Annotated in this window: 13 protein-coding genes and 8 pseudogenes; 6 read left to right on the top strand and 15 right to left on the bottom strand. The window is 57.8% G+C overall.

The window, feature by feature from the left end:
* Positions 1-129: 129 nt before the first annotated feature.
* The 7 genes and pseudogenes from BVER_RS16320 to BVER_RS16345 form a co-directional block, all read right to left on the bottom strand.
* Positions 130-883: pseudogene (locus tag BVER_RS16320) on the bottom strand (alcohol dehydrogenase catalytic domain-containing protein); the annotation flags it as partial.
* Between the two features lie 170 nt (positions 884-1,053).
* The gene (locus BVER_RS33915) at positions 1,054-1,308 is read right to left on the bottom strand and encodes an amidohydrolase family protein (RefSeq protein ID WP_332309120.1); all 255 of its coding nucleotides are present in this window, start codon (positions 1,306-1,308) and stop codon (positions 1,054-1,056) included.
* A 24-nt stretch (positions 1,309-1,332) separates the two neighbouring features.
* Positions 1,333-1,746: an amidohydrolase family protein gene (locus BVER_RS33920; RefSeq protein ID WP_232316581.1), complete on the bottom strand. Its 414-nt coding sequence runs from the start codon at positions 1,744-1,746 to the stop codon at positions 1,333-1,335.
* Between the two features lie 31 nt (positions 1,747-1,777).
* A pseudogene (locus BVER_RS16330) lies at positions 1,778-2,791 on the bottom strand (aldo/keto reductase).
* 76 nt (positions 2,792-2,867) lie between these two features.
* Entirely contained in the window at positions 2,868-3,815 is a 948-nt protein-coding gene (locus BVER_RS16335; RefSeq protein ID WP_050454206.1) for an ABC transporter substrate-binding protein, read from the bottom strand.
* A 42-nt stretch (positions 3,816-3,857) separates the two neighbouring features.
* Positions 3,858-4,890, bottom strand: a pseudogene (locus BVER_RS16340) (ABC transporter permease).
* Positions 4,883-6,428 (bottom strand): annotated as a pseudogene (locus BVER_RS16345) (sugar ABC transporter ATP-binding protein). The pseudogenes BVER_RS16340 and BVER_RS16345 overlap by 8 nt, the downstream one beginning before the upstream one ends.
* 228 nt (positions 6,429-6,656) lie before the next feature.
* Between BVER_RS16345 and BVER_RS33925 the strand changes: the two are divergent.
* The 3 genes and pseudogenes from BVER_RS33925 to BVER_RS16355 all read left to right on the top strand — a co-directional run.
* Positions 6,657-7,437, top strand: a pseudogene (locus BVER_RS33925) (FadR/GntR family transcriptional regulator).
* 61 nt (positions 7,438-7,498) lie between these two features.
* Positions 7,499-7,903: a helix-turn-helix domain-containing protein gene (locus tag BVER_RS35955; RefSeq protein WP_369094833.1), complete on the top strand. Its 405-nt coding sequence runs from the start codon at positions 7,499-7,501 to the stop codon at positions 7,901-7,903.
* Positions 7,786-8,103, top strand: a pseudogene (locus tag BVER_RS16355) (IclR family transcriptional regulator domain-containing protein); the annotation flags it as partial. The gene BVER_RS35955 and the pseudogene BVER_RS16355, both read left to right, overlap by 118 nt.
* Before the next feature lie 290 nt (positions 8,104-8,393).
* Here BVER_RS16355 and soxR read toward each other — a convergent pair.
* Positions 8,394-8,873 (bottom strand): redox-sensitive transcriptional activator SoxR, encoded by a 480-nt coding sequence (soxR, locus tag BVER_RS16360; RefSeq protein WP_050454208.1) that lies wholly within the window; start codon positions 8,871-8,873, stop codon positions 8,394-8,396.
* An 80-nt stretch (positions 8,874-8,953) separates the two neighbouring features.
* Here soxR and BVER_RS16365 point away from each other — a divergent pair, with 80 nt between their 5' ends.
* From BVER_RS16365 to BVER_RS16375, 3 genes are read left to right on the top strand one after another with little or no spacing between them, the layout of a single operon-like run.
* Entirely contained in the window at positions 8,954-10,135 is a 1,182-nt protein-coding gene (locus BVER_RS16365) for an efflux RND transporter periplasmic adaptor subunit (RefSeq protein WP_050454209.1), read from the top strand.
* On the top strand, positions 10,132-13,305 hold the full coding sequence (locus BVER_RS16370; protein WP_050454210.1) for an efflux RND transporter permease subunit: 3,174 nt from the start codon (positions 10,132-10,134) through the stop codon (positions 13,303-13,305). Before BVER_RS16365 ends, BVER_RS16370 begins: the two co-directional genes overlap by 4 nt.
* Positions 13,302-14,765: an efflux transporter outer membrane subunit gene (locus BVER_RS16375; protein WP_050454211.1), complete on the top strand. Its 1,464-nt coding sequence runs from the start codon at positions 13,302-13,304 to the stop codon at positions 14,763-14,765. The genes BVER_RS16370 and BVER_RS16375 overlap by 4 nt, the downstream gene beginning before the upstream one ends.
* A gap of 135 nt (positions 14,766-14,900) precedes the next feature.
* Here BVER_RS16375 and BVER_RS16380 read toward each other — a convergent pair.
* The 7 genes and pseudogenes from BVER_RS16380 to BVER_RS33935 all read right to left on the bottom strand — a co-directional run.
* Positions 14,901-15,896: pseudogene (locus BVER_RS16380) on the bottom strand (ABC transporter substrate-binding protein).
* Between the two features lie 48 nt (positions 15,897-15,944).
* A complete protein-coding gene (locus BVER_RS33930; RefSeq protein WP_232316582.1) occupies positions 15,945-16,085 on the bottom strand; it encodes a hypothetical protein in 141 nt (46 codons plus the stop codon).
* Entirely contained in the window at positions 16,082-17,365 is a 1,284-nt protein-coding gene (locus BVER_RS16390; RefSeq protein WP_232316583.1) for a threonine synthase, read from the bottom strand. Before BVER_RS16390 ends, BVER_RS33930 begins: the two co-directional genes overlap by 4 nt.
* Positions 17,366-17,640: 275 nt before the next feature.
* Positions 17,641-18,612: an ornithine cyclodeaminase family protein gene (locus BVER_RS16395; RefSeq protein ID WP_050454212.1), complete on the bottom strand. Its 972-nt coding sequence runs from the start codon at positions 18,610-18,612 to the stop codon at positions 17,641-17,643.
* Positions 18,602-19,231 carry a helix-turn-helix transcriptional regulator gene (locus BVER_RS16400; RefSeq protein WP_050454213.1) on the bottom strand — a complete coding sequence of 210 codons (630 nt, stop codon included), beginning with the start codon at positions 19,229-19,231 and terminating at the stop codon, positions 18,602-18,604. Before BVER_RS16400 ends, BVER_RS16395 begins: the two co-directional genes overlap by 11 nt.
* Before the next feature lie 606 nt (positions 19,232-19,837).
* A complete protein-coding gene (locus BVER_RS30240) occupies positions 19,838-20,377 on the bottom strand; it encodes a tRNA lysidine(34) synthetase (protein WP_232316584.1) in 540 nt (179 codons plus the stop codon).
* A gap of 147 nt (positions 20,378-20,524) precedes the next feature.
* Positions 20,525-20,651 (bottom strand): annotated as a pseudogene (locus BVER_RS33935) (IS630 family transposase); the annotation flags it as partial.

Raw genomic sequence — 20,651 nt, forward strand, 5'->3', positions numbered from 1 at the left:
CTCATCGGCGAAGTTCCAAACTCCCAGGAAACCATTCAGATCAATATTGCTTCTGGGAGTTCTGGGAAACACGATCTTCCGGCGGCCCCTTGCCACCCTTGACTTCGACTAATTCTGAAGGGCCGACGACTTACCGCCATGTGCGATGAATCCGAACCCGCGGTTCATAGCATCGATGTTTCCGGTCGCATCGAAGACAACATCGAAGAACTCGTTGTCGGTGAGTGAGGCTAGCCGAGCAGCGTCGTCCGGTCCGACGACAACCGCCGTTTCTATCGTAAGATGGCTTGTGCAAAAGGAGAGCCGGTCGGCGCGGGTGTCCAGGTAAACGACGCGCCTTCCTCTTAGCGAAGCGAAGATCATTGCCGCCATTCCAATCGGGCCTGCCCCGACAACAAGCACCCGCTGGCCTTGCCGCACATCGGCGCGTCGCACTGCGTGCGCACCGATAGCAAGAAACTCAAGCATTGCTGCTTGGTCAAGCGTAACGCCTTCTGCCTTGTGCACGAACTGCGATGGCACGCTGAGATATTTGGTCATCGCACCATCCTGATGCACGCCGAGCACCTTGATGTTCACGCAGCAATTAGTCTTTCCTTGGCGACAAGCCACGCATTTGCCGCAAGAAAGATAAGGCATCACATAAACGCCGTCGCCTGCAACGAGCCCTGACGCACTATCCGCTTCGAGGACCACAGCGGACAGCTCGTGTCCCATTACACGCGGGTATTGCAGGTACGGTTGATTTCCGGTGAAGATATGTAGCCGTGCCGCACACTCCAACACGGCTCACGCGCATCAAAACTTCTTCCGCGCTCCGCATGGGAATATCTGATTGATCCGCGCGCAGTTTTCCCGGTGACTCGCAGATCACGGTAAGCATAAGGGTTTCCTTGTTAATTGGCATCACTTCGGGACGAACCGATGCCATACAATCGATAGGCGTTGCCGCCAAAAAAATGTCTTGACTGGCCGATTCCCCAAACAGGCCTCGGCATTCGTCCTCACAGGATGCGAGCCAGTCGCGATAAAGCCTGTCGTGCTTCTAGACAGTTAGTATAACTGTCCAATCGCTTCCCCGGATGAGGCGCACCGGGCCGAACATATCGGCCAGCGACTCGATATAAGGGGCAACGCGACTCCGAGCGACCTCCAAATCTGAGAGCGAGCCAGCCTCTGTCCACAAGCCTGACAGTTTTTGCAGTGAACGTTCGGAAGCGTCGCAAGTGGCCTCATGAATGACAACCATGGCTCGCGCTGTCCGGATGCGACAGCCGGTTTAGCACCATGATCTATTACGATCGACAGTTCGGGAAAACGCTGGGCAAACTCTTATAACGCTGGTAGATGCCTCGGAAAGACCAAGGCGTCGAAGCAAAGACCGTGATCAACCATGGCCGCGACCGCTGGCTCCAGCGCTGTGCGTGAAATCCAGTCGTCGTCAAGGAGGTCCTGCAGCATCGGGCGCAGTCCGTGGCCCTTCGGATGATCAGCGAACGCAGCGATGCTTTGGTCAGCACTCGGCATTTGCAAGTCGATCCAACCAACGACCGCTGCGACAGTTTCTGTCCTGTCTGCAATGTCAAGAAGGTAATGAATATCTTTGTCGGTCGGCAACGACTGAACCAGCGCCGTACCGTCAATCTTGTTCTCGATGAGATCTGTTATAAGGTCGGCGGCACAGAAATCGCGATAATTCGCGTCGAGCGCCGGTGGCCAGTTCCCCGCTCGGCCGCCATTTGCCAATAGTGCTGATGTGCATCGATGCGCGGCATCATTACACTCCTTTCGGAATCGGAGCGTTACTTGAGATCAGTCCCTCGAAGTGAAGTGCGTTCCAGAACGCTGCCGGTATCGCCGTCTCTAGCCATGCGACGTTTTGCTGGAACTGGGCCACGCTTCGGACTCCCACCACGCACGAAACAACAGCTGGATGGGCGAACACAAACTGGACCGCCGCGGCAGGAAGCGCGATGTCGAAGCGTTGACAAACCGTCGAAAGCGCCCTCACCCTATCGACGACCTCTGCCGGCGCATCTCCATAGTTGTATTTACCGTTTCCAGCTAGAACGCCCGAATTAAAGACCCCGCCGACCATAACAGCGGTCCCGGCCTGTGCGCAGACATCTAATAGCGGCTTCAGCGCTGTCTGTTCAAGCAAGGTGTACCGACCTGCTAAGAGAATGACATCAAGCTCGGCCTCTTGCAGTGCATCTGCCGCCACTTCCCATTCGTTGACGCCAATTCCAATGCCGCGAACAGCACCATTGGTTCGCAACTCTTCCAGCGCTCTGAAACCACCCCCTTCCGTCAATTGGGCCCAAAATTCCCAGTGTCAGTGGCCATGTGTTGCACTGCCAATGTCATGCACGTACAAAATGTCGATCTGATGCATCCCAAGCCGTTGCAAGCTGTCCTCGTATGAACGCATGATCCCTCCATACGAGTAATCAAACTCGGGGCGAAATGGAAGGGGTATAGCCCAGCCGTCGTCACCTGGCCTAACGCTGGAATCAGGCCGCATTAAGCGTCCGACTTTCGTGCTAAGAGTAAAATTGCTTCTATGACAATCGCCTAAAATCTCGCCGACACGCTACTCGGAAAGTGTATAGCCGTAAAATGGCGCGGTGTCGAAGTATCGAACGCCTGCGCTCCACGCGGCTTCGACGATCGCTAACGCTTCTGCGCGCGACATGGGCCCGTATAATCCGCCCAGTTGAGCGCAGCCCAAACCAATCGCCGTAAGCGAAAGTCCGCTGCGGGGCAAAACACATGTCTCGTGTGCTTTCATGATAGCCGTGACTTCTTTAATTCGGGAACTTGCGGGGCGATGAGTAGCACGATCAACTCGCGGGCCCGCCTGGCAACTAGTAAAGGACGTTCTTTGCTTTTTTCGAGTCGAGATTTTGCTTGTCGACCATCACCACACCGGTGTCGACCTGCTTCGCGACAGGCTTGCGTTCGATCACATTGACCACCGTTTGAATACCTTTGTAGCCCATCTGCCAAGATCCCTGAACGGCAATTGCCTGCACGGTTCCGTCGCGCACGAAGCCTTGCAAATCTTCATTCCCGTCGAAACCTACGGCTACAAGTTTTCCTGCCTTCCCAGACTGTTTGAGCGCACGACCGACACCAATAGCAGTCGGTTCGTTGGCCCCAAAAATTCCCTTCAGATCCGGATTCGCCGACAGCACATCTGTTGTTTGATTAAGAGCGGTCGCCATCTGTGACTGCGAGTAGAAGGGACCCACGACTTGAAGCTTCGAGTGATTGGTGATGTATTTGCGGAAGCCCCCGACGCGGCTGACTTCCGAACCAGCACCGGGGACGTAGGACATAATCGCAACCTTTCCCGATTGTCCGACTCGATCGATGAGCACCTTCGCGCACATCTCGCCGGCTTTTTCATTGTCGGTTGACAAGAAGGACTGGTAATACTGTTTTCCGGACTCCGAAATGGTTGAGTCAATCAGAACGACTGGGATGTGGGCTTCCCACGCCTTCTTTATTGCAGGTACCAGTGCATCAGGATCAGAAGGTGCGAGAACAATGCCCGCGACATGTCGATTTACCGCATTTACGACCATGTTAACCTCGTCCGTGATCGCGGACTCCGAGGCAGGCCCCTGATAGGTCAATGTATAACCCTTGGCATTGGCGATGGCTGCGTTTGCCCCTTTTTGCACGTTCTGCCAGTAGTTGGAGTTCACCGTCTTGACAATCACTGCGATCTCACCGCCTGATGCATAAGCGCCCGTGTTGAGGGTTGCAAACAGCAATGCTGATGCCGTAGGTATTAAATATTTCTTCATGTCTCGCTCCTGTCTTCTTTGTTAAACTTCAGTGGCAAACGATTAAGGCCTGCGGTTGCGTAGTTGGTCAATCCAGACCGTTCCGAGGATCACCACCCCGATGATGATCTGCTGGATAAAACTGGAGACCCCGTTCATGTTGAGCCCATTGCGAAGCACGCCGATTACAAACGCACCGATAGCCGTGCCCGAGATCGTGCCGACGCCGCCAATGAGCGACGTACCGCCAATTACTGAACTTGCGATTGCATCCAGTTCGTACATGACACCCTCGTTAGGCTGGCCCGTGACGAGTCGAGACATCAGGACACATCCCGTCACGCCGGCCAATGCTCCCGAAAGCACATAAGTAAAAAGCTTGACGCCTTGGACATTGACACCGGATAGCCGAGCGGCTTCAGCATTCGACCCTACCGCATAGATATGGTGGCCAAGTGAGGTTTTTGAAAGCAGCACGGACACGCCCAGAAACAGGACCACCATGATGATTACCGGGTACGGGATCCCCGGGAAAGTAGTATCCGGAAACCCATCGGCGCCGATGCGCGAGATCCGAAATAGTGCGCCATTACCTAGAGAGCCAAAGGAATCTCCGAGGTCTGACACCGGGCGTGCCCCGGTGACTTGCAAAGCTATGCCGCGAGCGACAAGCATCATGCCCAGAGTTGCAATAAAGGGGGGGCAAGCCCATGCGGGTGACGCAGATTCCATTGACGAACCCGCAGAGGGCACCGATAAGCACGCCAGAGAGCATTGCTGCAGGTACAGGGGCTCCGAGCTTGACAAGCAGCGCTGCCCCGACGCCTGCCAGGGCAAGGACCGAGCCGACCGACAGGTCAATCCCTCCGGTAATGATGACGCAGGTCGCAGCGACACCAAGATAGGCAATCGATGTTACCTGCAGACTTACGGTCATGAGGTTATCGACCGATAGGAAGGCGGAGCTGGTTAGAGAAAAGGCAATCACCAATAGCACTAGACTGCCGAAGGCTGCGAATTTTTGTATGAGATCGCGGCGGCGCTGTTGCGCGGACCGCTTGGCAGCTTGGCTGATGTCGGAAGTCATTTCAAGCATAGGTGCGCCCCGAAGCGTAGTGCATAATTTCCTCTTGGTTGGTTGATTTAGTCTCAAGAACGGCTGACATGCGCCCTTCATGAAAAACAGCAATTCGGTCTGTCATACCGAGTAATTCGGGTAGCTCCGAACTGATCAAGACGACGCCAACGCCTTCGACTGCCAGTCGGTCCATGAGCCCATAGATCGCGAACTTGGCGCCGACGTCAATGCCACGTGTTGGCTCATCGAAGAAGAGAATGTTGGAGCCCCGATACAGCCATTTGCCGATAACCACCTTTTGCTGATTACCGCCTGAGAGGTTACGCACGATCTGGTGGATTGACGGGGTACGGATGCCGAGATCTTTGACATACTGCTGCGCAACACGAGCTTCTTCGCCAACGCGCAGGAAGCCCGATGGAGCTACGCCTCGAACGTTCGCGAGAGTGATGTTGGAGGAGATCGGCATCGCCAGAGCGAGCCCTCTTTCTTCCGGTCTTCAGAGAGGTAAGCGATGCCGTGGCGAATGGCCTCTCGCGGCGAGCGGATCGATACTGCCTCCCCTCTAAGAGTAATCGTCCCGCCGTCCAGCTTGTCGGCACCGAATATTGCCCGAGCCACTTCAGTGCGGCCCGCACCCATCAGACCGGCAAAACCGAGTATTTCGCCCTTGCGTAGGTCAAACGAGACCGGACCGAAAACCCCGCTGCGACACAAGTCTCGGGCGCTGAGAAGTACATTGGTCGTTGGAACGGATCGCCGTGCTGGATAGGCGTCGTCAAGCGGCCGTCCAACCATACGCGCCACAATTTCGTTGATTGAAAGCGAAGCAAAGTCGTCTGTTGAGATATAACGGCCATCGCGCAGGACTGTCACTCTATCAACGATGTGCTGCATTTCGTCCAGACGATGAGAAATATATAAGATCGCAACGCCGGTTTCCCTCAGTTCCTTGATGATGCGGAAAAGGTAGACGGTCTCTGCCTCCGTCAGTGAGGACGTTGGCTCATCCATGATCAACACTTGAGCATCAAGGGACAGTGCCTTTGCGATCTCTACTATCTGCTGCTGCGCGATCGAGAGCGAGCCAACAAGGGTCGAGGGCGCAATGTTGAATCCGAGGCGCGCTAAACATCGCTTGGCGTCTCGTTGAGCTTGCGCTTGTCAACGAATGGACCGCGCTTCGGTTCGCGTGCGAGGAACAGGTTCTCGGCCACGCTTAGATGCGGTACTAGGTTGAGTTCTTGATGGATGATCGCAATCCCAGCAGCTTGGGCGTTGGACGTCGAAGCAAATTGGACCTGTTCTCCTCGATAGCAGATCGTGCCGCTGTCTGGGCGGTATTGCCCGCTGATGATCTTCATCAGCGTCGACTTCCCCGCCCCATTCTCACCGCACACGGCATGTACTTCCCCGACGCGAAGATCTAGGTTTATGCCGTCCAGCGCGACGACACCAGGAAAACGCTTGCCAATCCCCTCGAGGCGCAGGATCTCCGGCTTGGAAAGGTAAGACGCTTCTGCTGCAGAAGCCAACAGACCGTGGGGCGTTGCCATAGCATCTCCTGTGAAGGGGCCAACCTGGCGTGTCGCTGGTCAGTCCATTTGCGACAGATTAAACAGGGGTTTCGTGATGTGGTCAAGTCAATTTGTGTTTTTCTAACCGTTCTTACCAATAGTGAAAACCCTACGCGGTCAGTCTTGTGGACGGCCGCGGCGTGCTCCAATCGAGTGCTAGACTGAAGCGCCCTGTCTACTTGCATCCTTACCTTTACTAATCGCTTAATGAAATCACTCGAACCAAAGCGGCTTTACCAATCGGTCGCTAGCCAGATCGTCAAGCTGATCAAGGAAGGCGAGTTTCCTCCGGGAGAGCGTCTACCAGCGGAGCGCGAATTAGCGCTCAAACTGGGCGTTTCGCGGCCATCGTTGCGAGAAGCGCTAATCGCGCTGGAAATTGGAGGTAAGGTGGAAATTCGAGTTGGATCTGGAGTCTATGTTCGGGACGCAAACTTTGACGATAACAGCACTGCGGCAGTGGAGGCACTCGGCGACAGCCCATCGGAGCTAATGCAAGCGCGGGCAGCGATTGAGGGGAGCGTGGCGGTGCTCGGCCGCGCGCATGACCGCGGCCATGTTAGAGCGTATACGCCGCTCCATCGACCGCATGCGCCGGTTGGCAATTGCTGGCAAGTCTCCGATTGAGGCGGACCGTCTGTTCCATATGCTTATCGCAGAAGCTTCGGGCAACGCGGTCCTACGTCGTTTCGTTGGCCAGCTTTTCGATAGCCGCCATGACCCGATCGCCGCCGCCATGCGGGACCACACGGAGAGTGCGGAGACGTGGAGCGCAGCGATACGCGAACATGAAGATATTTGGAAAGCACTGAGAGCGGCCGATCCCATCGCTGCACAGGCCGCGATGCGAGCTCATCTAAAAGCGTCTGAGGAGAGATGGACCGACGGCGTTTTGAAGGAGGCCTCGGCCGACAAGATCTGTCGTGCGACTCGAGTTTCTCGGGGACATATCGAAGACGCGACCGTAATGCGAAGCCATTGGGACTAGAAAATGCTCTTCGAGGACGCAAACTCACCGAGGAACGAACTGGCAAAAGACGATCGGGGAGCTGGCGGAGCGATTCAGCCTTCCCCAAAGCCAGGTCTCGCGGATTCTCGGGAGTTTTCGGGACGCAGGATGGCTTGAGCAGGACCCGCGTACGCGCACCTATTCGGTCGGAGGGGCCTACGTCTTTGGCGCGCGGTTTGTGCAGTTCGACCCGCTGACTCGGCAAGCCTTCCCTGTGTTCAGAGGTGTCGTGGATCGCAGCGGCTTCAACGCGACGCTGTCGGTTCTGGACAATTTAAAGCCGCTGTACTTGATTGGCATCGCGGGCCGGTTCCGGTCGATCTCTCGTCGAACTTTGGGTCGTACTTTCCGTTCCACGCGACAGCCGTCGGAAAAGTGCTCGCCACATATGCCGAAGAATCGACCCGTCAGAAAATGCTTCGCACTGTTCCATCGGAACGCGTAACGGGACGGACAATCACGGATCCCGTAGCGATTGAAGCGGAACTGAAGCTTGTATTCCGTCAGGGGTACGCCACCTCCGACGGTGAGCGCATCCCAGATATTGGCGGCGCCATGGCAGTGCCCGTTGTCGGGCGTGATGGCGAATTAATTGCTGCGCTCGGCATTGCCTTTCCTTGCAAGATGGTCGACGCAGATGATTAGGAGTACCAAGCCGAGATTCTGAAAAGCGGCGCTCTCACGCTTGCCGAGCGACTAATCGGTGCTCCCAGATGACGAACTGAGTTTGCGCACATTGGCGCCGAACCGTACACGTCGCGAGCAAATCGATGTCCTCATGCGCGTTTTCCCTGCCTTTCAGTTCAGGCGACTTGCTGACGACGAGATCAAAACCAAGCGTCAGATGGGTCCATGGAATTAAGTCGTGGCAACACGATTGCCTGGTTGAGCCCCGGAACTGGTAGTTCGGAAATCGCGCGACGGCTGGAGAGGCCTCATTCCGCTGGCGTGTCGTCGATCCAGCGTCGCGCGCCTGGCCCCGCGTTCCCAGCGCGGTCATCTGGGTTGCCAAGCCTGCAGCGCTTCAGGGACATGCATCCGCAGCCGATGCAATGATCGAGGTCCATGTTGAGTTTCTCCAGTTCCGCAATCTTCTGCACCACACGTTGCTTCCAATCGCGCGACAGGCGCTGCCAGTCCTTGTTCGTTGGAAGCGTTTCTTTAGGCAGGCTCGCGAGCTGTTGCGCGATTTCCTCGAGCGTATAGCCGATCCGCTGCGCGAATACGATGAATGCAATACGCCGCAGCGCCGAGCGCGGATAGTAGCGGCGACTAGATCCCTCTCTGCTCGAAGCGATAAGTCCGCGTGATTCATAGAACCGCAGAGCCGATGATGCGACGCCACTTCGCGCCGCTACCTCGCTGATGGGCAGAAGCGGGTCGCTACCTACACGTGGGATGCGTGAAATAACCATGTCGATACTCCCGGTTTCTCTTTACTTCAAGTTTACTTTAACTTTTAGAATGCGCGCACTTCATCAATCGATCATCCGAAATGTGCGACTTCTCTCCTCCCCCGTATTCTGCGCTGGCGCGTCCGTTGCCCGCGTGGCGCGCTGCGTGTCTTATGGTAGTTGCGCTTTCTGGATGCGGGCGCCCGCAAGCCGACACACCTCCCCCGCCTGAAGTCGGCGTTGCGTCCGTTATTCGGCACGACGTTCACCTCTCCGACGAATTTAACGGTCGCGTCGAAGCAGTCGATGCGGTCGAACTGCGGCCACGTGTGAGCGGCTATCTGCAACGCGTCGCGTTTCGCGAAGGTGAATCGGTGGCCCAAGGAGCCTTGCTTTTCGTCATCGACCAGCGCCCGTATCATATTGCGCTCGACCGTGCCAACGCCCAATCGCAACGCGCACAGGCCGCTGCGCGGCTCGCGAAACTCCAACTCGAGCGCGTCGAGACGCTGATAAAAGCGCGAGCGACGTCGCAGGAGGAGCTCGATTCCGCACGCGCTGTCGAAGCACAAGCCAGCGCCGACCTGCATGCAGCCCAGGCCGCCGTCGACGATGCGAAGCTCAATCTCGGCTTTACCGAAGTACGGGCACCAATTTCGGGCCGCGCAGGTCGCGCAGTGGTCACAGTCGGGAATCTCGCGCAAGCGGATCAGACGCTGCTCACAACAGTCGTCTCCGAAGACCCGGTCTATGTCTACTTTGATTGCGACGAACAAAGCTATCTGCGTTACAGCGCGGCCCGGACCGATGCAAACAGGCGCGCCATCGGTGCGGCGAATGTCGTACACATCGGACTTGCAAACGAAACAGGCTTTCCGCATGAGGGATCGATCGATTTTCTCGATAACCGGCTCGATGCCTCGACCGGCACGATTCGCGCCCGCGTACGCGTCGCCAATACCGACCATGCGTTCGTGCCTGGGCTGTACGCGCGAGTTCAACTCGTCGGGGGGCGCGATGAAAGGGCTTTGCTCGTAGACGGCAAGGCCGTGCTCACCGATCAGGACCGGCGGTATGTCTATGTGCTTGGCGATGGTAACCGCGCGATGCGCCGCGACGTGACGCTTGGCCGCGACATCGGCGGCAAGCGCATTGTCACCAGCGGATTGCGCGACGGCGATCGCGTGATCGTCGAGGGTCTGCAACGCGTTTACTTCTCAGGAGCGCCGGTGAAGCCGAAAGCCTTACCGGCGGGGCCTAAGCAGGGAGAACCGCAGCAATGAACTTCTCCCGTTTCTTTATCGACCGTCCGATTTTCGCGGTGGTGCTGTCCATTGTCATCTTCGCCCTCGGTTTGATTGCTATTCCGATGCTGCCTGCCGGCGAATATCCCGAGGTAGTGCCGCCTAGCGTGGTCGTACGCGCCACGTATCCCGGCGCCAATCCGAAGGAGATTGCTGAATCGGTCGCTGAGCCGCTCGAAGAGGCGGTGAACGGCGTCGAAGGCATTATGTACATGAAATCCGTCGCGGGTTCGGACGGTAGCCTGCAGGTTGTCATTACGTTCCTGCCGGGTGTCGACCCGGACACCGCCGCTGTGCGCGTTCAAAACCGCGTGAGTCAGGCGCTTTCACGTCTGCCGGAGGAAGTGCGGCAATACGGCGTCACCACGCAAAAGCAGTCTCCCACGCCGCTCATGTATGTGAGCCTCTACTCACCCGACAACAGCCGGGATTCGCTTTATCTGCGCAATTACTCGACGCTGCATTTAAAGGACGAGCTCTCACGCATTCCCGGCATCGGCGATGTCGGTCTCTACGGGTCCGGAGACTACGCGATGCGCATCTGGCTCGATCCGAATCGGCTCGCCTCGCGCGGCCTTACGGCGAACGACGTGATCGGAGCGGTACGCGAGCAGAACGTGCAAGTGTCTGCAGGCCAGCTCGGAGCCGAACCAACGCCTGCGAAGAACGACTTTCTCGTGCCGATCAACGTGCGGGGCCGCTTGCGCACCGTGCAGGAATTCGGCGACATCGTGCTCAAGAACGGAAATGGTGGCCAGGTTGTTAAGCTCGCGGATGTCGCGCGCATTGAACTCGGCGCAGGAGACTACACGCTCCACGCCCGGCTCGACAACCTCAACCAATCAACGGTGGGTATCTTCCTGTCGCCTGGCGCGAACGCTCTCTCGGTCGCCCAAGCGGTCTACGGGAAGCTCGAGGAGCTTTCAAAGCGCTTTCCGCCGGGCGTTGCGTACAAGCCCGTGTGGGACCCGACCGTATTCGTGCGCGAATCGATCCGTGCCGTGCAACACACGCTCATTGAGGCGGTGGTACTTGTCGTGCTCGTGGTGATTCTTTTTCTGCAAACGTGGCGTGCCTCCGTCATTCCGCTCGTGGCTGTTCCAGTCTCTATCATCGGCACGTTTGCGTGGCTCTACCTGCTTGGCTATTCAATCAACACGCTGACGCTGTTCGGTCTGGTACTCGCCATTGGCATTGTGGTAGACGATGCGATCGTCGTCGTGGAGAACGTCGAGCGCAATATTGAACAGGGGCTTGCGCCGCGGGAGGCCGCCTATCAAGCGATGCGCGAGGTGTCAGGACCAATTGTTGCCATCGCCCTCGTGCTGTGCGCCGCGTTCGTGCCGATGGCATTCCTCTCCGGGGTTACCGGGCAGTTCTACAAGCAGTTTGCCGTGACAATCGCGATATCCACTGTCATCTCGGCGATAAACTCGCTCACGCTCTCGCCCGCGCTGGCTGCGAAGCTTCTGAGGCCACACGGCGCTCCGCCCGATGCGCTCACACGTGTGCTCGACCGTGCTCTCGGATGGTTGTTCAGTCCGTTCAACCGCTTCTTTCAGCGTAGCTCGACCCACTACCACGGCGGAGTGAGTCGAACGTTGAAGCGTCGCGGTCTTGTGTTCGGAGTCTATGCCGTGCTGCTCGGCGCAACCGCGTGGCTCTTCAACGCCGTGCCAGGCGGCTTCATTCCCGTACAGGACAAACTGTATCTGTTTGCAGGGGCGAAACTGCCGGAAGGCGCATCGCTCGCGCGCACCGATGCCGTCACGCGCCAGATGATCGACATTGCGCACAGCGTCGAAGGTATCGATTCGGTTCCTGCATATGCCGGGCTCAACGCATTACAGGTGGTCAACACGCCGAACATCACGAACTCGTACGTGATTCTGAAGCCTTTTGGCGAACGTCATCGCAGCGCCGCACAAATTAATGCCGAACTGAACCAGCGCTTCGGCGCGATCAAGGACGGCTTTGCCTATGCATTGATGCCGCCACCGATCCAGGGTCTCGGCAATGGCTCTGGCTATTCGCTCTATCTGGAAGATCGTGCGGGCCTCGGCTACGGGGCGCTTCAAAACGCACTCGGAGCGTTCCAGGCTGCAGTTGCGAGAACGCCCGGTATGGGATATCCGGTCAGTGCCTATCAGGCGAACATTCCGCAACTCGAAGTGCAGGTAGATCGCGTGAAGGCGAAGGCACAAGGCGTCGCCCTCACCGATCTCTTCAACACGCTGCAAACCTATCTGGGTTCCGTCTACGTGAACGACTTCAATCTGTTTGGCCGCGTTTATCGCGTGATGGTGCAGGCTGACGCCGCGCATCGTCAAAATGCTGCGGACATCGGGAATCTGCGCACGCGCAACGCCAATGGCGATATGGTCCCCATCGGCTCGATGGTCACGATCACGCCCGCTTACGGACCCGATCCCGTCGTACGGTACAACGGCTATCCCGCTGCGGATCTGATCGGCGAGGCGAACCCGAAAGTGCTGTCGTCTGGACAGACCATCGCAACGCTCCAACGCATTGCGAAAGAGGTACTACCTCCGGGTATCACGCTCGAATGGACAGATTTGAGCTATCAACAGGTCACTCAAAGCAACGCGGCCATCGTCGTGTTCCCTCTCGCGGTGATGCTCGTGTTCCTCGTGCTGGCATCGTTGTACGAGAGTTGGACGCTGCCGCTCGCCGTCATCTTAATCGTGCCGGTCTGCATGTGCGCCGCGCTCTTCGGCGTATGGCTCGCCGGCGGGGACAACAACGTGTTTGTGCAGGTCGGGCTTGTCGTCTTAATGGGACTCGCTTGTAAGAACGCGATTCTAATCGTCGAGTTCGCGCGAGAACTGGAAATTCAGGGAATGGAGACTGTCGATGCGGCGCTCGAAGCATGCCGCCTTCGGTTGCGGCCAATCGTGATGACCTCGGTTGCGTTCATCGCCGGTTCTGTGCCGCTACTGCTTGACAGCGGCGCGGGCAGCGAAGTACGCGCGGCAACGGGCGTCACGGTGTTTGCGGGCATGCTGGGCGTCACGCTTTTCGGACTCTTTCTCACGCCAGTTTTCTACGTCGCGATCCGCAAGCTTGCCAAGCGCAAGCCTGCGACTTGGAGTGAGCATCACGGCATGCTCGAAGGAGAACGCCGATGAACTTCCGTCTGACGATCATTTCGATATCGCTCGCACTTGCCGCTTGCGCCGTCGGCCCTGACTTCAAGCAGCCGGCATCCGCCGTTACCGAGAACTTCGCCCGCGCTGAAAACACTGCTGCATCGAAGGTTCCCTCCGAGGGCGCTGACGCGGCGTTCTGGCATGGTTTTGGCGATCCAGTGCTGAGCCGCCTAATTGACGATGCGCTTGCAGGAAACCAAGACCTGCGCGTCGCGGTCTCGCGCTACGATGCCTCGAACGCGTTGCTAGCGAATGCAAAGTTCGACCGCTACCCGACCGTCACCGCGAGCGGCCAGATCGGTCATCAGTTGCTGAGTCAGGATCAGGCGTTCGGCGCACCGCGAGATCAGCGTGACACGCCAATATCGAGCGCGCAGATCAATGCCGCGTGGGAGCTAGACTTATTCGGGCGCGTGCGCCGCAGCGTAGAGGCAAGCCGGGCGGACACCGAAGCGAACGCAGCGGATATCCGCGCGGTTCGGGTCGCGATGGCTGCCGATGTCGCAAACGCGTATGTCGATCTACGCGGCTCACAACTGCGCCTGCGGATAGCGCGAGACAATGCAGAAAATCAGCGCCAGACACTGACCCTGGTGGAAGCACGTATCGCGGCTGGACGAGGCTCTGATCTCGACGCAGCGCGTGCGCGCGCCCAATTTGAGTCAACCACCTCGCGCATTGCAGCTTATGAAGCGACGATCGGCATGGACGAGCATCGCCTCGCCGTGCTGACTGGGCGGCCACCGGAGGCGCTAATTTCCGAACTGGACGGATCTGGCCCGCTGCCGTCTCTATCCACCGATATCGATCCAAGCACACCGGGCGACTTGTTGCGGCGACGCCCTGATATTGCTGCTACCGAGGCGCGCCTGCACGCGGCGACCGCACGCGTAGGCATCGCTACCGCCGACTTGTTCCCGCGCTTCACGCTCAGCGGAATGATAGGGAGCATGTCGGCGAGTTACGGCGTATTTCGCTCGGGCAGTGACATGAATCTGATTGCGCTCGGTATAGATTGGTCGTTTCTCGATGTCGGCCGCGTACGTGCGCGTATCGCGGCGAGCGATGCAAACGCATCAGGACAGCTCGCACAGTATCGACAAACCGTGTTACTCGCACTGGAAGAAACGGAAAATGCTCTGCTGCGCGTGTCACGCACGCGCGACGAGAGCCTACATCAGGATCGGTCCGCCGAAGATAGTGCGCTCGCGGCGCGACTCGCGCAGGCCAGGTTCGACTCGGGGGCGATTGACTACTACCAGGTTCTGGACGCGCAACGATCAATGCTGCAGGCGCAGGACTCGGCGGCTGAAGCGCGGATGCGTCGCGCGATGGCGACTGTTGGACTCTACAAAGCATTGGCGGGCGGCTGGGAGCCAGCGAGTGACACGGCCACCACAAGCAGTAAAGGACTCAAAGAGTCGGTACCCAACTCCTGATGAGCTGGCGGCTCGCATCGCCGCCATTAAACCTGCTGCATGTCAAGATCCGAGGTAACGGCCGTCTAGACATGAAGTTAGGCTCCGATATCGCCAAAACGAACCGGAGCCTCTCGAAGCAGCGGTAGTCTACGTTTAGATCTTAAAGCTCTCTAACGTGGCGGGGTGAAACAGTTCTTCCGGTTCCAGCTTCCGCGACGACAAGCCCTCCGCGTGATGGCGTGCCAGGAATCGCTGCAGGACCTGGCGGTTCGCGTCAAAACCATATGACCAGAAGTCTCGTCACCCATAAGTTGACGCGCTGCTCGCAGTTGTTCCTCCACGAATGGCAAGGTCACTTTCGTTGTCGACGTATCGCTGAGTTTCGTTAAGGCCACGTGCTTCGACCGTTCAAACGCCTTTGCGACTGCTCCCGGGAGCCACGGATGCTGCTCAGCCAACCGAGCGTCGGATGCCGAGCAAATGCATGATCGGGAAAAGCTTTGTACGCTTATACCAGTCGGCAGCCGCTTTCTGCGGCTCCGCGTAAAGGTACTTGACGTTCGGGTGGCCGTTCGTGAAGCATGACGGCGCGCGCGGACCAATGACCGCATCGATTTCACCGGATGCCAGGAGACCGGAGATCGTCGCATCCGAAGACGCGTTTTCGAGGTGCACGTCAGCGGGAAGGTTCAGCTTGATTTTCTCCTCGCGTCCAGTCTCCTCGTATCCTCCGCGTACCCAGGTCACGTCGGATGCCTTGACTCCGTGGTCTTCCTCAAGAAAGAGGCGAGCCCACACGTTCGCAGTGAGCTGATATTCAGGCACGCCTATGCGCTTGCCTTTCAAGTCACTGGGGGACTCGATGCCGCGATCCTTTCTGACGTAAATTGACGTGTGACGGAACGCTCGGGAGGGAAAAATCGGCACACCGATATAGAGACTCGTACCAGCTGCCGTCTTCACGCTGTAACTTGAGAGCGACAGTTCGCAGATGTCATAATCGGCATGTCGGAAAGCACGGAAAAAAATTTCTTCCGGGTCTTGCAGCATGAAAACGGGATCGACACCATCGATCTGCACTTCCCCGTCCACCAGCGGCTGCATACGGTCGTAGTTGCCCACGGCAACGGACAAATTTAGCTTGCTCATAATTGCATTCCTGTCTAATTGTTTCTCGTAGTCGACGAGGCTCGAGCGTCAAGCGCCAATAAGCACATCGCGCTGCTCTGCGCTCGAACGCAGCATGGCGATACAGATCTCAAGGGTGCCGCGCGCCCAGCTTCCGTCATGCAGCGGCGCGATACCGCCATGAACGGCCGCGAACAATTCGTCGATCACTTCGGCACGCGGGACGGCGGGTGCTTCGAGGGCGATGCGCTGGCAGCGCTCATCTCCATACACAACGATGCTGTCCGGCAATGGCCGGAGGTCTGCGTGCTCGCACGACACGATGAGCGGGCCGAAATGCTGATGTTTTGGCACGTCGACGCTAGTCGTCGATGGGGCTGTGTAGGCATCGCCGCGTATGTGCCTGCCGCCTTAAGCCGCGCCTCCGCGTCCTTAGACTGAACGCGCGCCAGCTTGCGCCGCGCAACGCCATAGTCGTCGAGGCTTTTAGCTCGACCCATTTCGCCAATCCAGCCAACCCATTCATCAGAATCAAAATGCGCATAGCCGTTGTATGAAAGCGACGCAAACGCGCCGTTCTCGAACCAAAGGGTTGCGGTGTACGCGCCCTCAGTAGGACGTAACCGATGGGCGATGGCCGTCCCCTCGGATACTGTCTTTCGTATCTCTCGCGCAACTGGAGTCGTGACGCCGGCCTGAAAGCTGGCATCGATGGGTGAGCAGTTCAATGGCTGGCAAACGAAGAGCTTGGGTATTTTCTGAATCTGACCAGCGCGCATCAGCTCTGAGAACGCCAGATAACAACCGAGTACATTGCTGCCCGCGCCTGCAGGCATGACGATGTTGTCCGGCGCCTGGAAGTTGAGGTCCTCCCAGATTTCGTAGCCGACCGACTTGGTCCCTTCAAGGAAAAATGGTTGCCAATTGTGGTTGGCGAAGAAGATACTTGCGGACTGCCGCACTGCCTCGTCCTCACACGTCTGTCGAGGCCCGTCGACCAGTTGTACCTCCGCCCCATATGCTCGCATCTGGGCGATCTTCGCGGGCGACGCGTGAGCGGGTGCCACAATCTTCACGCGCATAGCGCCTGCAGCGCCATAAGCCGCCACCGACGCTCCGCCATTGCCTGAACTGTCTTCTAGAACGGACGTGATACCTTGTTGCCGCAACATCGAGAGCATCACCGTGGTGCCGCGATCCTTGAAACTGCTTGTGGGACTGAACCACTCCAGCTTGAAATGCGGCCGGTGGTCGTCCCATGCCTTCTGGATCAGGGGGGTGCAACCTTCCCCCATAGAGATGGGCGAGACGATCTCGACTGGGAGCGATGCGCGATAGCGCCATTGGGACCGAAGTTGTCGGACGATGTTATCCCGGGACATTCTAGCCAGCGGCGAGATCAGCAGCGGTCTGCGGTCATCCGAACACCACCGAGGCGTGTCTAAAGGATAAGTGGTGCCGCTGAGCGGCTCAACATAGTGTGATTTCAAGTTTCCGACTCCTCTTTGGCGCGTATCAGATCGCTGCGAGAGCAAGGCGACGATGGCTGTGACGTTGTGGGGGTTACCGGAAGGCGATTGGCTGATGAAAGACTGGCCTTGGGACCAAACGCTAGGCGCCCTTAGCGTTAGGAGCTGATCCGCCAAGGTCGCCGTTGACTGCATGCGGAGTGGTCGCACGGCGACGTGCGATGAAGGCGAGGAGCATGCCGATGGGAGTCATCATCGCGGATCGTCCGGATTCTTGGTTCAGACCGGGACAACGATTACCAAGGCCACGACGCGGTAACACCGAGGCCCAGCTCAGTAGCGCGGTGGTGGATCAAGCGAGCGACGGTCAGGTCTTGCAAAGCGAGGCCGGTCATGTCGAAAACGCTGATATCTGCCGGTTCGCGCCGCCATCGGGAACGGCCCGTGACTAGGTCTCCCATCTCGATGGCAGGCGCGTGCGGCGCCCATTGCAATTCTCCAAGCTCTCGGGCCTGCTCAAGGTCATCGACGACGATCCGGGCCCGATCAAGCACGCCCGCCGCAAGCTCGCGCTTGCCTCGGGTGTCCGCGCCGACGCAGTTCAAATGTGTCCCGTCGCGGAGCGCTGCTTCGTCGAAAAGTGGGCCGCCACCTGTCGTCGCGGTGATGATGAGGTCACTTTGGGCGACCGCTTCATCTGCATTCGTGGCGCATCTCAATATGCATTGGCCCGCAAACAAAGATTCAAAATCGGCCTGCGGTTCCCGATCCAACGAGACGTAATAAACGTTCTTCAGCAAAGGCAGTGTTCTGAGTGCTAGGCCAAGTTGAGCCTTGGCCTGGATGCCGGTGCCAAAGACCGTGGCCACGGCGGTGTCCTGACGGGCGAGCAGAGAGAGACCAAGGGCGCCGGCCGCCGCGGTACGCGCCGTGGTGATGGCGTTGCCGTCGATTACGCACAAGGGCCGACCGGTGGCCGGGTCGAATAGCAGTACTGTGGCCTGATGCGCTTCGCCACCGATCGACCGATTCGACGGCCAGAAACCGGCTGCTTTGAACCCCAGCAGGTTTTGGCTACTGACATCGCCGGACTTGATGCCAAATACACCGCCTGTGGTCAGCTTCTCTCGAACCACCGGAAACACGCGGCCCGCCTGTCGTCCGTGGAGTTTGAAAGCCTCACGCACCGCGGCGATGACATCGTCCGGTACGAGCAGTTGCTCGACGACATTCTTGTCGACGAGGAGGAGCGTGGCGTCATTTGGCATCGTTGTAAACCGTAGCGCGTGACACGCCCAGATGGGCGGCTATGGTGTCCATCGCGCGGCGGACCTCAAGCAAGCCGGCCGCTTTGAGTTCCTTTAAGAGCGAGCGACGATCCTCCGGTTTAAGCGAGCGTGGTGTTGACGCCAAGCGTGCGGCAAACACGTCGATACGGGCGCGAATTCGGTCCGCGCTAGCAGGGTCCAACGATTCCCTCGCCGGCGTGCCGCCCTCGACCGCCGTGAACCTGCTTAGCGCATTCTGGAATCCGTGGAATAGGGTAAGGTCGACGTTTATGCACAACGCGGCGATGTAGTCACCCTTGGAGTCCTTGATGCCGATGGAGGTGCTCTTCACTTGGCGACCATCTGAGAATTGGTTCGGATAGTTAGCGATGACCTGCTCGTAGGTAGGGTCCATAATCCGCGCAAGCCCCAGTTCTGTCGCAGGCTGTCCGACTTCTCGCCCTGACAGGTTGTTGTGGATCGCGAGCACCGCATGCCCCGGGTCGAGGAGGTCATGAACCACGACCTCAGTGAATGGGGCAAAGGTCTGTGCCAGCCCTTCGGCAACCTGTTTGACCTGCCCCAGCAGTAGATCCTGTTCGGGAGTCTTCTTCGGCATGTTGGCTCCGGTGGTTTTCTTCGACATGCTAGGCAGTTTGGCCGTTTCTAGAATATTTGTCAAACCCTAACAAAACGTCTAGTCAAACTCCTGAGCGTGATTCAGCGTGGAGCCTACAACGCCTCATAGTTATATGTACCACAACAACTCATCGACGCTCTAGTCGATTCCGACTGGCAACGAGAGGTGGTTTTTCGATCTTGCCGAGCCGAATTTGCGGCAGCGTCCTCATTACTCGTGCAGTGCGCAGTGCCTCAGTCGACGCGATGCGCTGCAACACCTAGAGCCTAGACAGACCGCATTTGAATCTTTTGCGCCACTACCCAAACGTGGCGGCGACCCAATTGTGCATAGCCATATAACCATATGCCCCTTCGAAAAGCTCCAACCAGCTAAAAACCGACTCTTGGCAAAGCAATGGCCAGTTCCTGACTCAAGCCGACGTTTGAATGTCTGCGCGACAATGCGAGCAAGCGACGCCTCTCGGCCGCACTGAGACTGTGGACGGCGACCGGGCCTTGCGCCGCAGCGCGATGCTGTACGGGTAACGGATGGTCAACAAGGTCGTGCCGTCGAACCGCGTTCAATGAAGGTTGTTGACCGTTTTCAGTTCCTCGGGAGCATCGAAACTTTCGAATCCCCGTGGATCAGCGTGCCACAGCGGTCGTTTACACTTGGTCGGTCACCGTAACTGGTACAAAATCGAAGGGAAGGTGTGCTCCACGGCAGGATCAACCGCACGCAGGACAAATCGCTATATCTCTCAACATTGTTCGACCATCGTTTTTCCCATCTGGCGAGCATGTCGCCTGCTTGGCGTTGCACCGTCAGCAACTCCCATCCAAGATGCTCCGCGAGCCTTTCACAAGCCGGTCCGCTATCTTTCCATTCGACGCGGCCGAGGTCGGTGTCGGTGTGAACGAGAATGCGCGGTCCGCGATGGCCGACGAAATCGAGGTGGCGAGCAACCGCTAGCGCGCATGCGACGCTGTCCTTGCCACCGCTCACGCCGATTGCGACGACAGCATTAGACTGAAGCAAGTCATTGACCTCTGTCGTGGCAGAAACTTCGCGCGGACGCGCCGCGATGCCGGAAGTATCGGTGCGCAGTGCGCGCAGTGGGGAGAGGTCGATAATGTGCAACATGGCGAAGAAGAATCGGAGGTAGATGATTCATCTTCGCAGCTATTGGCAGCTCGCAAATAGAATCTGTTCTGGAAAGAGACGCTAAATTGTTGATTTACAAAGAGAACTCACTCCTTCCTAAAAATGCAGGTCGCAAATAAATCTGTTCTAGTGTTCCGTCCCAGAAATAACTTTACATAACCGAGCCACTTTCTGAAGGATGGAATCGGCGGTTGCGGTCCAGACAAATGGACGGTTGTGCTGGTTGTAGCGTGCGACATAGCGCTCGATGCTG

Source organism: Candidatus Burkholderia verschuerenii (assembly GCF_001189365.1).
In the GTDB taxonomy this organism is placed as follows: domain Bacteria; phylum Pseudomonadota; class Gammaproteobacteria; order Burkholderiales; family Burkholderiaceae; genus Caballeronia; species Caballeronia verschuerenii.